Source organism: Rhodococcus sp. IEGM 1351 (assembly GCF_030056875.1).
GTDB classification, from domain to species: Bacteria; Actinomycetota; Actinomycetes; order Mycobacteriales; family Mycobacteriaceae; genus Rhodococcus_F; species Rhodococcus_F opacus.
This window is the reverse complement of record NZ_JASHKU010000004.1, coordinates 117,701-132,301: the sequence shown is the minus strand read 5'-3', so window position 1 is coordinate 132,301 and position 14,601 is coordinate 117,701. Positions and strand designations below refer to the sequence as shown.

Genomic DNA, 14,601 nt, shown 5'->3' with positions numbered 1-14,601 from the left:
GGTTCTCTCGCCTCTCCGTGCGCCGACCTAGCCGTTGTCGAACCACCCCGCCGCCGTGGGCGAGGTGTTGTGCCAGATATGTTTCGTCTCCTGGTATTCCGCCAGACCGGTGGGACCGAGTTCGCGCCCGTTCCCCGACATCTTGAAGCCGCCCCACTCGGCGGCCGCGGTGTAGTAGCCGAAGTCGTTGAGCCACACCGTTCCGTGGCGCAGACCGCGCACCATCCGCTCGCCCCGCGCACTGTCGGCGGTCCGGACGCCGGCGGCGAGGCCGTATTCGGTGTCGTTGCCCAGTCGCAGCGCCTCCTCCTCCGTGCTGAAGCGCTCGACCGTGAGGATCGGTCCGAACGTCTCCTCCTGCACGACGCGCATGGTGCGGTCGCAGTGGTCGAAGATGGTGGGCAGGTAGTAGCTCCCGTCCGCCAGCGCGGGATCGGAGGGCCGGGCGCCCCCGGTCACCAACCGGGCGCCCTCGGAGAGGCCGAGCGCCACGTACCGTTCGACCTTCTCCCGGTGGGCCTCGGATACCAGCGGGCCGGTTCGGCTCGCGGGATCGAGACCGTTGCCCATCCGGATCTTCTCCGCCCGCGCGGCCAGTGCGGCGACGAACCGGTCGGCGATGGACTCCTCGATGATCAGGCGGGTTCCCGCCGAGCACACCTGCCCGGAGTGCAGGAACACCCCGGTGAGCACCTGGTCCACCGAATCGTCTCCGTCGGCGTCGGCGAAGACGATGTGCGGATTCTTGCCACCGAGTTCCACCGCCACCTTGGTGACGTTCTTCGCCGCGGTCTCGAGGATGACGCGTCCGGTGGCCAGCCCGCCGGTGAACGAGATGAAGTCGACGTCGGGGGTGCCCGTGAGCGCGGCGCCCAGGACGGCGCCGCTGCCCTGCACGAGGTTCACCACCCCGGCGGGGGCACCCGCTTCGGCGATCAGCGCGGTGAACGCAATGGTGCTGAGCGGGGTCACCTCGCTCGGTTTGAGGACCATGGTGCACCCGGCGGCCAGCGCGGGCGCCACCTTCCAGGAGATCTGCAGCAGCGGGTAGTTCCACGGTGCGATGAGCACGCACACACCGATCGGCTCACGCACCACCCGGCTGATCACCTCGGGGCGCCCGACATCGACCAGATTGTCGGCTTCGACCGCGGCGAGTTGCGCGTAGTACCGGAACACCGACACCACGTCGTCTATGTCGATCCTGCTCTCCTCCAGAGTTTTTCCGGTGTCGAGCGTCTCGATGCGCGCCAGGGTCTCCTTGTCTCGCTCGAGGAGATCGGCGATCCTCGCGACCAACGCCGTGCGCTCGGCGACGGGTGTGTGGGGCCAGGTTCCCTCGTCGAACGCCGCGCGGGCCGCGGCGACTGCGCGGGTCGCGTCCTCCGGGGAGGCCTCGTCGACGGTGGCGACCACCGATCCGTCGGCCGGATTGATGCAGTCCCGGGTCTCACCGGAGCTGGAGCGGATCCACTGCCCGTCGACGAACAGGCCCGTGTTCAAGTGGTCATCGATCGACTGGTCCTGCATCACTCAACTCCGTGTCTCGCCGGAACGAACGCACCCCCTTTACGGTATGCCGTCGGAGTCGCGGTGGGCGGGGATCGCGCACACATGTCCGATTCACGACGGTATCCGTTACCGAGAAGACTGTGTCCGGTAGCCGGACGCGCGTGCGCCTAGCGGCTGCGATAGCGTCGTCAGGCGAACTCTTCGCACATTCCCGGACAGGACACACCTAGAAACGGAGCACCCGTGGTCGCGATCGGCAACTCGGATCTGGACATCTTTCCCCTGGCCCTCGGTGGTAACACCTTCGGCTGGACCAGTGACGAACCGACGTCGTTCGAGATCCTCGACGCCTTCGCCGCAGGCGGCGGCAACTTCGTCGACACGGCGGACTCGTACTCGGCGTTCGCCGAGGGCAACTCCGGCGGCGAGTCCGAGACCGTCCTCGGTAACTGGATGGCGTCCCGCGGCAACCGCGACCACATGGTGATCGCCACCAAGGTCAGCCAGCACCCGGAGTTCAAGGGCCTGGCCCCCGCCAACGTCCGCGCGGCGGCGGAGGCATCCCTGAAGCGGCTGCAGACCGACCACATCGACGTGTACTATGCCCACTTCGACGACGCCGACACTCCCCTCGTCGACACACTCGGCGCCTTCGACGAACTGGTCCGCGACGGACTCGTCCGCCACGTCGCCATCTCCAACTACTCGCCCGAGCGCATCCGCGAGTGGCTGTCCCTGACGGCCGAGAACGGCTTCGCGGCCCCGATCGCGCTGCAGCCGCACTACAACCTGGTGCACCGCCACGACTACGAGCCCGAGGTGGCCGCGATCGCCACCGAGAACGGCCTGGGCGTCTTCCCGTACTACTCGCTCGCCGCAGGCTTCCTCGCGGGCAAGTACCGCACCCAGGCCGACCTGGACGGTCAGCCGCGCCAGCGGATGGCGACCCGCTACTTCTCCGAGTCCGGACTCGCCGTCGTCGACGCCCTGGCCGAGATCGCCGACACCCACTCGGCGGAGATTTCCACCATCGCGCTCGCGTGGCTCCTCACCCGGCCCGGCATCACCGCGCCGATCGCGAGCGCGAGCCGCCTCGAACAACTTCCCGCTCTGCTCGACGCCCCGACCGTGACCCTGACCGCATCCGAGATCAGCCGGCTCACGACTCTCTCGGACGCGATCGGCGCCTGACCTCAGCTCAGCAGCTTGCCCCGGAGCCGGTCGACGGTCGCCGCGCTCAGACCGAGCCCTTCGGTGAGATAGCGGTCGACCGTGCCGTACTGCTCGGTGAGCCGGCCGAGCCCGGCCTCGAGGTAGCTCCGGTCGACGCCCAGCAACGGCTGGTAGATCTGCGCCACCGCCTCGCCGCGGCTGGCGGCGATCTGGTCGTACGTGACCTTCATCGACGCGGCGGTGTACTCGTTGGTGAGCAGATAGTCGTCGAAGATGGTGTCCTGCGGGACGCCCGCGATGGAGAGCAGCAGCGCGGACGCCCAGCCGGTGCGGTCCTTGCCCGCCGTGCAGTGGAAGATCTGCGGCCCCTCGGTGTCGGCCAATGCCGTCAGGAGTTGCGCGAACCCGGCCCGGGTCGCCGCGTCGTCGACGAAGCTGCGGTTCATCTGCTGCATGAACACGACGGCGTCGGCGGGCGACTTCAATTGCGCGACTGCGGCACCCAGGTCTCCCGACAGGATGGGGATGCCGAGGTAGCGCGGCCCGGCCGGGAGCCGGTCGGGTTTCGCCGCCACCTCTTCGACGGTCCGCACGTCGTACACCGCCGTCAGTCCGAGCCCGGTGAGGACGGCGAGATCCTGATCGTTCGGAACCAGAGCGTTCGAACGGTAGAACAGCCCCCTCGTGACGTGTCCTCCGTGGGTGGTGGCGTACCCCCTACCCGATCCCCCGACGTCGCGGAAGTTGTCGACCGACGCCAGTCGCGGTGTCTCGACGACCGGGCCCGCGCTCCCGAAGTCGGACGAACCGAATCCCGGGAGGCTGATTCCGGGCAGCGACAGCGGGTCCGCCGAAGCGAGCGCAGGCGTGCCGAAACCCGCGAACAGGACGCTGCCGGTGATCAGCACCACGGCGGTGGAGGTGACGCGTCGAGACATAGGGGAAGCCTTTCGATGAGCTGTCGGGGAGATCCGCTCGTCCGGCATGTCCGGAGTGTCAGCGGGTAACCCACATCACAGTGGTCGGACGTTTCCCGTGGCTACGAGTTGTTCCGATCACCGGGAGAACCCGTTTCCCGCCGGCGGCGCCCACAGCAGACTCGGGCCGTCGGCAGCCGACGTGCCCGACGAACGTGACTCTTTGACGACGAGGATGTGAGCTGAGATGACCGAGACCGCACAGCAACTGGCGGGGAAGGTGGTGATCGTGACCGGGGCGGCGCGGGGGCTCGGCGCAGCATTCGCCCAGCGCATCGTCGACGAGGGCGGCAGCGTCGTGGTCGGCGACGTTCTCGACGACGACGGCCGCGCGACCGTCGACCAGCTGGGCGACCGGGCGCGGTACAGCCACCTCGACGTCACGGACCCGCAGCAGTGGCAGGCGGCAGTCGACGTGGCGACGAGCGAATTCGGACGCGTCGACGGCCTCGTCAACAACGCCGGTATCTCCACCGGCCAATACATCGAGCACGAACCGCTCGAACACTTCCGGACGGTCCTCGACATCAACCTGACCGGTGTGTTCAACGGCCTGCAGGCCGTGATCGCCCCGATGCGCGCCGCCGGCGGCGGATCGATCGTCAACATCTCGTCGGCCGCCGGTCTGATGGGACTCGCGCTGACCGCCGGTTACGGCGCGTCCAAGTGGGGCGTGCGCGGGCTCACGAAGATCGCCGCCGTGGAACTGGGCACCGACCGGATCCGCGTCAATTCCGTCCACCCCGGGATGACGTATACCCCGATGACCGCGGGCCTCGGAATCCAGCAGGGCGACGGCAACTACCCGAACACTCCCATGGCCCGGGTCGGCGTGCCCGAGGAGATCGCCGGTGCCGTCGGGTTCCTGCTGTCGGATGCGTCCACGTACGTCACCGGAGCGGAACTGGCCGTCGACGGCGGATGGACCGCCGGGCCGACCGTCAAATACGTCATGGGCCAATGAGATCGAATTCGCAAGCCACACGAGGAGCACACACGATGAATCGATTCGACAACCGGAGGATCCTGGTGACCGGAGCCGCGTCGGGGATCGGACAGGCCACCGCCCTCCGCCTGCTCGAGGAAGGCGGCACCGTCGTGGCAGCCGACGTCTCCGAGGACGGCCTCGCGCGGACGGCGGAACTGGCCGACGCGGCAGGCACGGCGGGACGCCTCAGCGTCGCCGCAATCGACATCGGCGACGAGAAGTCCGTCACCGACGGCGTGAGCCGCAGCGTCGAGAAGCTCGGCGGACTGGACGTACTCGTGAACGCCGCGGGCATCCTCCGCGCCTCGCACACCCACGGGACGTCGCTGGACCTGTGGAATCAGGTGATCGGGATCAACCTCACCGGCACGTTCCTCATGGTCCGCGAATGCCTGCCCGCGCTGCTGCGCAACGAACGCAGCGTGGTCGTGAACTTCAGTTCCACGTCCGCCGCGTTCGCGCACCCCTACATGGCCGCGTACGCCGCGAGCAAGGGCGGCATCCAGTCGTTCACCCATGCGCTGGCCCTCGAATACGGCAAGCAGGGTCTGCGCGCCGTCGGTGTCGCCCCCGGCAGCATCAAGACCGGCATCACCGACGCCACATCCGGATACGTTCCGTCCGATGCCGATTGGAGCCTGTTCGCCAAGCTCTCACCCATCCTGCCCACCACCCTGGAATCGGGCGGCGCGGCCATGGGCGGACCCGAGCAGGTCGCCGGAGTCGTCGCCATGCTCGCCTCCGACGACGGCGCGTTCGTCACCGGAACCGAGATCCGCATCGACGGCGGAACCCACGCCTGACCGGTGAACCCTTGCGCGTGCGACGGCGGCACGTAGGTTGGACACATGAGCGTCTACGTAGATCTCATACTATCTGCCACTTGCGTGGCGGGCGTGGGAGATGGACGTGTGTCACGGCTACCCGCATCACCGTGCGGCGGTGTGGGTTTGACCGTGTCCCACACCGACGCTTGTGATGCAGGAACATGCTGATTCGGAGTCACCCCCAACCGCGGTGTCACGGTGGGCAGGCTGCGGCGGACCCGGCGATGCCGCGGCCTGCTCGGGGTAGGAGCGTGTTTGTCGCGCGATTGCCGTACCGGCGCATGTTCGGTCACCCGGACCGCCGGTAGTCCTCCGCGCCGCCGGGTGGTCTTGTTTCTGCCGAGCAGCGCGCGTTTGGCCAGGTTCACCCCGGCGACGTGGTCCCGGTTGCCGCCAATTTTGCACTGCTCACACCATGCCCGGTGGTAACCGCCGGGGCGAGAGAGTGGTTCGTTGCAGCCCGGACACCACGCGGAAGATCCGCGGGCCGGTACGGACACCACCGTCACACCGACACCGGCGGCGGTGTGGGTGAGCGCGTCGACGGCCTTGCGGCGGGCCGATTGCGCGGCCCGATTGTTGTTGACCCGCCCGTGCCCACGGCTCTCGAGGGTTGTGAGATCTTCCACCGCAATCAGCTGCGCTTGGGCGTCGGTGGCGTAGTCGGTGACCTGACGGGCGAAGTCGAAGGCCATTTCCCGGTTGATCTTCCCCCTCTTGATACCCACCGCGGTGCGGTGTTCGTCGAGGACGGCGATCTTCTCCTCCAGCTGAGCGCGGACCTCGGGCGGGGCGGTGGCGGCCAGTCGTGTCAACCGGGCCGCCTTGCCATGGAGTAGCTGCCCCTCAGCCTGCAGGCGGGCCAGTTTGATCCCGAGCCCGCGGTCGTCGTAGGTCCAACCCCGGTAATCCGAGGACAACCCGTCGGGGTTTTCGGCGGTGATGGCGGCGGCACCCAGAGTGGTCGGGGACCAGTCCACCCCGACCGCGACGGAGGCCGATTCCAGGTCGGCTGCTGGGACGATCTCGGTCGCGGCGCACCGCCAGAGCAGTCCCCGGCGGTCGAGGACCAGGGTCGGCAGATGCCAATCGGTGACCGCCCGGCCGTGCAGGTGCTCGGGGATGGTCGCGCTCAGCCGGACACTGCGCCACTGCGCCCGCCCCGCCGGGGCGGGGCAGGTGGGCAGCTTCACCGTCAACACCAGCTCGTGACCGGTGACGGCAAGCTGTGCGAGTTGTCGATCGGTGGCCGAGAGCCGGGCCATCGCGCTCGTCTGTGGCGGTCCCTGCACGTCGGTGATCCGCAGGCGCGCGTCTGCCGCGCCGCGCGCGTGCGCCGCGAACTGCCGCACCACGCCCCGGGCGAATCCGGACGGGACGTACTCCGCAGCAGTAGTGGGTGCGGCGATCCGGCCGGTGGCCGGGTCGAACCGGGCCGACAGTGCGATGATCGCGGTGTCTCGGTAGGCCAGCGCCCGCAAAGTGCCGACTGCCTGCGCGGTCACCACCCGCGTGACACGCGACGGGACGTAGACACCGTCCGGGTAATGCGGGGTCCAGCCCAGACGCGCAGCAGCGACATGACCTTGCATCGGCAGTTTCCGGCCCTGGCGGTCACATCCGGCGGCCAGGACATCGAAGGTGGCCGGTTGCCACAGCCGCGACAACAGTTGCGCTTCGGCGCCCGAGATCAGGTCGAGCAGCCACCCGACACGCACGTCGAGGTCGTCAAGCCCGATCGGCGCACCGGTCTCGTCATCGACAGCCAGGTAGGGGCGGGTGGTGAACGAGAACTGCCGCAGCGCAGTGAATCCGGTATCGGCCATCAGTTAGTCCATCTCCAACCGTGCTGCCGCATCGCCCGGAAGAAGTCGACGTTGATTCTGCTTCGACCGCAATGGGTGGAAGCGGCCGGACAATGAAGCGAGCACTGCCATGAAGTCATCCATCAGCTCCTCTACCAGCGACGTGTCCCCATGCTCCCGTAGGACCTCGACCTTAACGCCGACCACCGACAAGTAACGTTCGATCCACGCCACCGGCGAACCGCGCCAACCGGTCCCGCCACACCATTCGCACCACCGTGAAGTGACCCTTGGCTGCGTCGTCGAGCATCCGATTCAGTCCCGCTCGAGTCTCTCCCGCAGACCTGAACCACGATCGGTGTAGACCCGGTACACGGTGCCAGTATTAGACATTAAGTCGACAGTTGAGAGCCTGCCCACCCCTGCCGCCGATCGCACCGCGCTCGTCACCGGAGCGTCGTCCTGGATCGGCGAAGCGATCAGCCGTGAACTCGCCCGCCGCGGTCACCAGGTCGTACTCGTCGCCCGTAGGGCGGAGAAGCTGGAGGAACTGGCCACCGAACTGCGGGCCGCAGGCGGTCGGGCGCATGTGCTGGGTGCCGATCTCTCCGACCGCTCTGCCCGCGCGACGTTGCTCGACCGGGTCGGCGGGCTCGGGCTCACCCTCGACATCCTCGTCAACAATGCCGGCCTGTCCACGCTCGGCCCGGTGGCCGCGTCCGACCCGGACGCCGAGATGAACATGATCGAGGTCGACGTCATGGCCGTCGCCGACCTCTGCAGCCGCGCCCTGCCCGGCATGGTGCAACGACGCCGAGGAGCGGTCCTCAACGTCGCCTCCACTGCCGCGTTCCAGCCGCTGCCCGGACAGGCTGCCTACGCCGCCGGAAAGGCATTCGTCCTGTCCTACACCGAGAGCCTCACCGGCGAACTGAAGGGCACTGGCGTCACCGCGACCGCCCTCTGCCCCGGGCCCGTGGACACCGGTTTCGGTGAGACAGCCGGCTTCGCGAAGGAAGACGCCGAAGCCGCACTGCCCAGCTTCATGTGGGAAAGCCCAGAATCCGTGGCCAGGACCGGAATCGACGGCCTCGACAAGGGGCACATGATCGCCATCCCCGGCCTCGCGAACCGGGCGGCGTCCGTGTTCGCCCACCTCGCGCCGAACAAGCTCCTCGTCCCCGTCCTGGCCAACCGCCATCCCGGTTTGCGGACGTAGAAACTGCCGCCGGTTTACTGTGGCGTGGTGGAGATGACTACCGCTACTCGCCGATTCGCACAGCTCACCGCGACCGTGGCCGTCGTCGCCGCCGCCCTTCTCGGGAGCGCCGGTATGGCCGCGGCCGACGAATGGCCGCCGGTACCCACCGAGCCCAGTCCGGTCGCGCCGTTCGACACCCAGAACTTCCTCACCCCCACCGACCTCGACTATTGGAATCCGTTCGTCAGCGCGAATCGGCTCACGTCACCGTTCGGAACCGCCAACCGCATCGTCTGCACCGGATTCCACGGCGTACTGCTCGACTGCTGGCAAGCCGACCAGAACGGCCAACCACACAAACTCGTCAAGTTGTCCATGAACTTCCCCGGATCCCTCGGCGCCACCCTCCCCGGCGGAGGTCCCGGGCACTTCGTCTACCCGGGCTTCATCCCGGGTATCTGAACCGGGCTACAACGGGTCGCCCTCGACCCGTCCGGCCGGCAGCGTACGGCCGCAGATCATCAGCGCCAGATCCTCGCCCGTTCCGCGTAATTCGGCGCCCGACCCGTACGACCAGTCGAGGTCCGTGGCCCGCAGGCCGCGTCCCTCGATGTCGATGCCGAAATTCGAGTGCCCACCACCCGCCGTGAGATCGTTGAGGACGACGCGCATCGTCTCCTCCGGTACGTGTCGTGGCACGCCGAGCGGCACGGTGGCGTCGAGACCGTGGATCACCACATGGTTGAGCGCGCCGTGATAGCCGCCGCCCGGCGGGATCCACTGGCGCATGACATCCGAGCGCAGGTTGGCGACGAGTTCCGCCGGTGCCAATTCGGCGTCGCTACGGGCGATCTCGTTGGAGAGCCGGGTGAAATCGAACTCGCACTCACGCAAGCGCGCCATGAACTGCTCCTCGGAGTAGCGCGCTGCCATGGTGAAATGCGCGACCACTTCCCGAATCCGCCAGCCCTCGCACAGCGACGGCGTGTCCCATTCCGCATCCGAGATCCCGTCGAGCAGATCGGCCAGTGCCGAGAACTCGTTCGCAACCGCCCGCTGCAGATCGGCGTCATCGGTCATCGCACCCAGCCCCTACATCTTTCTCGACGAGAGTTCCCACACCACCGTATCCGGGTATTGCCTTGGTCGAACCTGATTGATAAAGTCGAACATACATTCGAACCTTGGGGGGAGGTTGGTTGTGGGGGAATTGATGGCACCGGATCTGGACGAGTTGCGGGCGTTCGCGGCACGGCTGCGGGTGGTTTCCGCTGACGGGGATGCGGGCTTGGGGATCGACCTGCTCGACGCGATCGAGGCGTTGAAGTCGGTCGGGTGTGCGGCGCAGGCGGTGATCACCGACGGCGTCGCCACGAGTATCCGTGCGGACCGGAAGGCCGCGGGGTTGCCGCGGGTGGAGTGGGACCGGGGTGTCGCGTCGCAGATTGCGTTGGCGCGCAGAGAGTCCCCGAACCGCGGCGGGCGGCATCTGGGTTTCGCGCAGGCTCTGGTGCACGAGATGCCGCACACCCTGGCCATGTTGCAGACCGGGCGGTTGAACGAATGGCGGACGACGTTGTTGGTGCGGGAAACAGCATGCCTGTCGGCTGCCGATCGGGGCATCGTGGACCGCCGGTTGTGCTCGGATCCAGCCATTCTCGACGGAGTCGGTGACCGCGGGCTGATCGCACGAGCGAAAGCGTTGGCGGTCGAACTCGACGCCGCGGCGGTCGTGGCCCGGCATCGCAAGGCAGTGTCCGAGCGGCGGGTCACGACACGCCCGGCGCCGGATTCGATGGCCTATCTGAGCGTGCTGATGCCCGTGGAGCAGGCCGTGTGTCTGCAGACGACCCTGGGCCGGGATGCGGACAGTCTGATCGCGACCGGGGACAGTGGTGGCCGGACTCGCAATCAGCTGATGGTGGATCTGTTGTTCGAGCGCGGCACCGGAGCGTCAGTGGCGTCGGGTGTCCCGGTGGCGGTGAACCTGGTCCTCTCGGACGAGACGTTGCTGGCCGGCGGGCACGAGGCCGCGCAGCTGCACGGCTTCGGGCCGATGCCGGCCGGAATCGCCCGGCGGCTGGTGGCCGACGCCGTCGACAGTGACACCGAGACATCGCTACAGCGGGTGTACTCCTGCCCGCACTCGGGGGCGCTGACCGCGATGGAATCCCAGTCCCGCACGTTCCCGAAAAGCCTGCGAAAGATGATCGACCTCCGCGACCGCACGTGTCGTACGCCGTGGTGCGATGCACCGATCCGGCACCACGACCACATCCGCTCCCGCCGACAGCACGGGGCGACCACCGCGCGAAACGGGTCCGGACTGTGCGAGGCCTGCAACTACGCGAAGGAAGCACCAGGCTGGACAGCCCGCCCGATACAGCGGCCCGGCCGCACCCACCTCATCGACCTCGGCACCCCGACCGGACACCACTACCGGTCGGCGGCCCCACCGCTCCCGTCCGCGGCACACCTGCGCGCGTCATGAGGTGGCGGCGGCTACCTTCGCGGTCGCCGGGGTCACCTGTTCCCACCCGACCAGGAGGTGAGTTCGGCGATGTCTCCGTACAGCGCCGACTGGTAGGTGAGCATCAGCTCCTCCACCCCGCCGAACTGATCGCCCACGTGATGGGTGTTCTCCGCCGACAGCTCGCGGTCGCCGGAGCGTGCGATGAGTTCGTCGATGCGGCTGTCGAGACTCATCGCCCGGTTGACCGCCAGCACGGACCGCAGTTGCACCTCGGCTCGGGACAGTAGGTCGCCGATCCGTGCGAGTGCGGCGACGCGGTCGACCAGTTGATCCCACACCGGCTTCAGCGCGTTCTGCCGGGCCTCGATCTGTTCGCGCGCCGTGTCGGAATGGGTGGCGCGCAGCGCTTCGTCGAGCTCGGTCCGGATTCCGCGCAGCGCCACGGTGTCGACGGCGATCTGTGTCAGTTCTTCGGCGAGGTCGAGTTGGTACCGCTGGATCGCGAAGTGCTCCGAATGCCAGACTGCAGAACCGTCGATCCTGTCGAAGAGCATCCCCGCCAGGTAGAGGAGGGTGTCGTACGAGTCGGCGAATCTGTCGTTGTCGAGATCGACGCCCTTGCCGATGGCGTCGGCGACGCGTCGTCCGACCGCGGCCATCGGCGTGTTTTCGGCCGCCTGGCCGAGTCGTTCCGCCGCCGTGCCGCGGGCATAGTTGCCTGCACGTTCGAGCGCGGTACCCGCGATCGGCGCCGGTGTGCGTTGCAGAGCCCGGAACAGAGCCTCACGCTGTTCGAGATCGAGATGGACGCCCTCACGCCGATCCCGCCGCATCGCCCGGACACCGTTGCCGTAGTGCGCCGGGGACATCACGACCGCAGACCGAGACGACTGCAGCTTGCGGCCCAGTTCGGTGGCACGGTATTTGAACAGTAGTTGCGCCGGTCCGGGACGCAGGCTGTCGGCGCGGCGCGCCACCTGGTGGTACTCGTCCGTCAGCAGACGCAGTGCCCCGAAGCCGCCGATCGACGGGACGGTGCGGCCCGCGCGACGCCGGTGGGCGAGTACCTGCCGGGTGGGCGAATCGAGGTGTCCGGCGGCGATCAGCACCGCAGCGGCGTCCGACAACGGGGCGTGGGTGCCCGTGATCGCGGATCGTTCGCACCACTGGCGGACCTGCAGCGAGATGCGTGCACGCCGCTCCTCGTACTGGGTGCTTTCCGACATCGGACCTCCTGGCAGTTCGCTGGTCACCACTGTCCCAGAATTTCGTCCGACGTGCCGCGACCGCCGAGGCGGGGTGCGGTTCTAGGCTCTCCACCATGACCTACACGGTGCGTGCGGTGCTTCTGTTCGCGACGGCATTGGTGGTGGCCGGTTGCGGTCGCTCGGTCGACGGATCCCCCGAGACCGGCGCCGTCGCGGGGCCCGCGACCACCCCGGCGGTGACGACCGCACCGAAGACGACGACAAGTACGACGAGCACGACCAGAACCACGTCGACGAGCCCCATCACCACGACGACTACCACCACCACGAACACCCCGGCCGAGGCAACCCCGCAGACGTTTGCCGGTACCGCGGCGGGGAGCTACTACTTCACGACGCCGAGCACCAAGTTCCACTGCGCGATCCTCACCGGCGGCGACCTCCCGACCGCCGGCTGTCACGGCCCAATGCCGGCGTCGGCGCCGAAGGTTCCGGGTGCCGGCGCGTCCGGCACCCCGGTGACGCCCAACGCGATCGAGGTCACCGGTGGCCGCGCCGGTCAGTTCGCCAGCGCCGGCGATCCCCGGTACTACCCCCTCGACGGATCCGCCGCGCCCGCACTGTCGTACGGCACCGCGTTGCAGGTGAACGACCTGATGTGCCTCGTCGACGAGACGTCCGGGGTCACGTGCCGCAGCGATGTGGGCCACGGATTCACGCTCTCGGACAGCGCGTTTCGAGTGTGGTGAACCGGTTCAGCCCAGTTCGTCCGAGCGCCGTTCCATCAGCGTACGCAGTAGGGCGTTCTCCTTCGCGGTGAAGCCGATCGTCTCGATCTCCTCGATGCCCCGTCCGATGCCCTTGCGGACGCCGTCGAGCATTCTGGTGACCGCGCGCTCGGGAACACCGAGGCGCCCACCTGATTCGACGAAGTGCCTGCGGTTCAGTTTGTTCGCCTTGCCGTAGAAGTCGAGAGCCATCGGGTCGCGCCATCCGAGGTACGGCTGGGTGCACAGCAGGTCGTAGGCGGGTGTGACACTCCACAACCCCGATTCGGCGAGCTGCACCGAGAAGTTCTTTCCGTGCAGGTCGCCGTTGCCGATCGCGTACGAATAGGCCACCAGCCGAAGCAGTTCCAGGGTGGCCACCCGCGCCGAACCGCCGCCGCGCTCACAGACGCCGGCGAGCGCGGTGATCACGCTCTCGGTCCTCAGCCGGTACTTGGCGGCGGGGAACATCCCCATCACCTGGCACGCATCCTCCTGGGGTGTGCGGATGACGCGGCCGGACGGATCGACGCGCCGGTCGAAACGGGCGACGAGCAGACCGGCATTGCCCTTCCCGTCACGCACCAGCTGATGATCGGCGACGGGCAACCCGCACTGCGCGGCGAGTCCCATGAAGAAGTGCTCGTTCTCGACCAACTGCGGATACCCCTGCGGTGGTGAGAGTTTGAGGATGGCGGGACCCTTCTCTGTCGCGATCGGCGTCGAGTACATCTGCGCCGACACCTTCGCCTGAACACCGGGCAGCGAGGTGGGGTCCAGCTTCACCGCCTCGTGCCCCGACATGTGCTCGAACAGCGCCCGCAGGTCCTGGCGCTCGACCGCGTCGGGGTCGAACATCGGTGCGGTCTCGGGCGGCGGCACCCCCGCGGGCAGGACGCGCACGTCGCCGATCGTGTCGGCCCCGACCGCCATCAGGATTGTGAGGTGATCGTCCTCGGACGTCTTGGTGGCTGCCACCGCGCCCCGCAGCCGGATTCCTTCCGGGAGGAGCCCCGCGAAGAACGGCGGGACGCTGCCCCCACTCGCGCGCACCTCGGTCGACGACGTGGGGATCGTCCATGCGACCTGCGGGGCGCCGGGGTCCTGCAGGTAGGCGGTGTCGTAGCGGAAGACGACGTCACCGCCCTCCCGCACGAGACTGCCCGCGAGGCGTTCGCCCTTGTAGACGTCGGCGCGGTCGACACTGCTGAGGTTCTCGACCATCAGGACGCCACCTCCACACCCGAGCGGGTGACGAGCGCCAGACGGCACCCCATCGCGTCCGCGACGGCGACGACGAGGTCCAGTTGCACGGTCCCCCGACCAGATTCGATCGACTGCACACTCGACCTCGACACCCCGGCCAGGTCGGCCAGCTCCGCCTGCGTCAGCCCGAGCTGGTGCCGCCGCGCGACGAACCCGTCGGCGACTCCGCCGGTCTCGGTTCGCTCGCGGCGGCGTGGGGTTGCCATGAAGCCTCCCTGATCGGTGCAATGCTTGTCGACGGACGCTTAACGACAGTGTGCGCCGATTCTGCCCCGAAGTCCACCCCTATGACTGCGATAGCAAGCTTAAAGCGCGAGAAGAACATGAACCGGGTCATCTCCCACGTTAAGCCTGCGATCACAAGCACAAAGGACGTGGACACACCCACCCCCTACCCTGGATTC

General features: G+C 68.1%; 14 protein-coding genes. 7 read left to right on the top strand and 7 right to left on the bottom strand.

The features are described from left to right. Positions 1–27: 27 nt before the first annotated feature. On the bottom strand, positions 28–1,530 hold the full coding sequence (locus QM806_RS08635) for an aldehyde dehydrogenase family protein (protein WP_005565281.1): 1,503 nt from the start codon (positions 1,528–1,530) through the stop codon (positions 28–30). A 225-nt stretch (positions 1,531–1,755) separates the two neighbouring features. Between QM806_RS08635 and QM806_RS08630 the strand changes: the two genes are divergently transcribed. Then, a complete protein-coding gene (locus QM806_RS08630; RefSeq protein WP_280779998.1) occupies positions 1,756–2,703 on the top strand; it encodes an aldo/keto reductase in 948 nt (315 codons plus the stop codon). 2 nt (positions 2,704–2,705) lie between these two features. Here QM806_RS08630 and QM806_RS08625 read toward each other — a convergent pair whose 3' ends face one another. After that, complete coding sequence (locus QM806_RS08625) at positions 2,706–3,623, bottom strand: tyrosine-protein phosphatase (protein WP_005565285.1); 918 nt, start codon at positions 3,621–3,623, stop codon at positions 2,706–2,708. Positions 3,624–3,849: 226 nt separating this feature from the next. On the opposite strand from QM806_RS08625, the gene QM806_RS08620 reads away from it, so the two are divergent. Further along, positions 3,850–4,626, top strand: a complete 777-nt coding sequence (locus QM806_RS08620; RefSeq protein WP_054248235.1) for an SDR family oxidoreductase — start codon at positions 3,850–3,852, stop codon at positions 4,624–4,626. A 35-nt stretch (positions 4,627–4,661) separates the two neighbouring features. Beyond that, a complete protein-coding gene (locus QM806_RS08615; RefSeq protein WP_005565289.1) occupies positions 4,662–5,453 on the top strand; it encodes an SDR family NAD(P)-dependent oxidoreductase in 792 nt (263 codons plus the stop codon). Between the two features lie 53 nt (positions 5,454–5,506). Here QM806_RS08615 and QM806_RS08610 read toward each other — a convergent pair whose 3' ends face one another. Beyond that, positions 5,507–7,303 (bottom strand): zinc ribbon domain-containing protein, encoded by a 1,797-nt coding sequence (locus QM806_RS08610; protein ID WP_283291049.1) that lies wholly within the window; start codon positions 7,301–7,303, stop codon positions 5,507–5,509. Positions 7,304–7,658: 355 nt separating this feature from the next. Here QM806_RS08610 and QM806_RS08605 point away from each other — a divergent pair, with 355 nt between their 5' ends. Together QM806_RS08605 and QM806_RS08600 are read left to right on the top strand one after the other, a co-directional pair. Further along, positions 7,659–8,501, top strand: a complete 843-nt coding sequence (locus QM806_RS08605; protein ID WP_283291047.1) for an SDR family NAD(P)-dependent oxidoreductase — start codon at positions 7,659–7,661, stop codon at positions 8,499–8,501. Between the two features lie 33 nt (positions 8,502–8,534). After that, complete coding sequence (locus QM806_RS08600) at positions 8,535–8,945, top strand: hypothetical protein (protein ID WP_039952808.1); 411 nt, start codon at positions 8,535–8,537, stop codon at positions 8,943–8,945. A 6-nt stretch (positions 8,946–8,951) separates the two neighbouring features. Here the strand turns inward: QM806_RS08600 and QM806_RS08595 are convergent, their stop codons facing one another. Then, positions 8,952–9,563 carry a maleylpyruvate isomerase family mycothiol-dependent enzyme gene (locus tag QM806_RS08595; RefSeq protein WP_005565301.1) on the bottom strand — a complete coding sequence of 204 codons (612 nt, stop codon included), beginning with the start codon at positions 9,561–9,563 and terminating at the stop codon, positions 8,952–8,954. A gap of 121 nt (positions 9,564–9,684) precedes the next feature. On the opposite strand from QM806_RS08595, the gene QM806_RS08590 reads away from it, so the two are divergent. Continuing rightward, positions 9,685–10,974 (top strand): HNH endonuclease, encoded by a 1,290-nt coding sequence (locus QM806_RS08590; RefSeq protein ID WP_283291045.1) that lies wholly within the window; start codon positions 9,685–9,687, stop codon positions 10,972–10,974. Between the two features lie 32 nt (positions 10,975–11,006). Here the strand turns inward: QM806_RS08590 and QM806_RS08585 are convergent, their stop codons facing one another. Continuing rightward, the gene (locus QM806_RS08585) at positions 11,007–12,182 is read right to left on the bottom strand and encodes a hypothetical protein (RefSeq protein WP_043788856.1); all 1,176 of its coding nucleotides are present in this window, start codon (positions 12,180–12,182) and stop codon (positions 11,007–11,009) included. A 95-nt stretch (positions 12,183–12,277) separates the two neighbouring features. Here QM806_RS08585 and QM806_RS08580 point away from each other — a divergent pair, with 95 nt between their 5' ends. After that, positions 12,278–12,913, top strand: coding sequence for a hypothetical protein (locus QM806_RS08580; protein ID WP_283291043.1), 636 nt, complete (start codon positions 12,278–12,280; stop codon positions 12,911–12,913). Positions 12,914–12,919: 6 nt separating this feature from the next. Here the strand turns inward: QM806_RS08580 and QM806_RS08575 are convergent, their stop codons facing one another. Together QM806_RS08575 and QM806_RS08570 are read right to left on the bottom strand one after the other, a co-directional pair. Further along, a complete protein-coding gene (locus QM806_RS08575; RefSeq protein ID WP_283291041.1) occupies positions 12,920–14,155 on the bottom strand; it encodes a type II toxin-antitoxin system HipA family toxin in 1,236 nt (411 codons plus the stop codon). Beyond that, positions 14,155–14,403, bottom strand: a complete 249-nt coding sequence (locus QM806_RS08570) for a helix-turn-helix transcriptional regulator (RefSeq protein WP_005258081.1) — start codon at positions 14,401–14,403, stop codon at positions 14,155–14,157. Before QM806_RS08570 ends, QM806_RS08575 begins: the two co-directional genes overlap by 1 nt. Positions 14,404–14,601 lie beyond the last annotated feature (198 nt).

What these genes read in the sequence shown, in the direction of transcription:
- QM806_RS08620 (WP_054248235.1), top strand. Translation starts at nt 3,850, where the DNA reads ATGACCGAGACCGCACAGCAACTGGCGGGGAAGGTGGTGATCGTGACC.
- QM806_RS08580 (WP_283291043.1), top strand. Translation starts at nt 12,278, where the DNA reads ATGACCTACACGGTGCGTGCGGTGCTTCTGTTCGCGACGGCATTGGTG.
- QM806_RS08600 (WP_039952808.1), top strand. Translation starts at nt 8,535, where the DNA reads ATGACTACCGCTACTCGCCGATTCGCACAGCTCACCGCGACCGTGGCC.
- QM806_RS08595 (WP_005565301.1), bottom strand. Translation starts at nt 9,563, where the DNA reads ATGACCGATGACGCCGATCTGCAGCGGGCGGTTGCGAACGAGTTCTCG.
- QM806_RS08615 (WP_005565289.1), top strand. Translation starts at nt 4,662, where the DNA reads ATGAATCGATTCGACAACCGGAGGATCCTGGTGACCGGAGCCGCGTCG.
- QM806_RS08575 (WP_283291041.1), bottom strand. Translation starts at nt 14,155, where the DNA reads ATGGTCGAGAACCTCAGCAGTGTCGACCGCGCCGACGTCTACAAGGGC.
- QM806_RS08585 (WP_043788856.1), bottom strand. Translation starts at nt 12,182, where the DNA reads ATGTCGGAAAGCACCCAGTACGAGGAGCGGCGTGCACGCATCTCGCTG.
- QM806_RS08635 (WP_005565281.1), bottom strand. Translation starts at nt 1,530, where the DNA reads ATGCAGGACCAGTCGATCGATGACCACTTGAACACGGGCCTGTTCGTC.
- QM806_RS08570 (WP_005258081.1), bottom strand. Translation starts at nt 14,403, where the DNA reads ATGGCAACCCCACGCCGCCGCGAGCGAACCGAGACCGGCGGAGTCGCC.
- QM806_RS08610 (WP_283291049.1), bottom strand. Translation starts at nt 7,303, where the DNA reads ATGGCCGATACCGGATTCACTGCGCTGCGGCAGTTCTCGTTCACCACC.
- QM806_RS08625 (WP_005565285.1), bottom strand. Translation starts at nt 3,623, where the DNA reads ATGTCTCGACGCGTCACCTCCACCGCCGTGGTGCTGATCACCGGCAGC.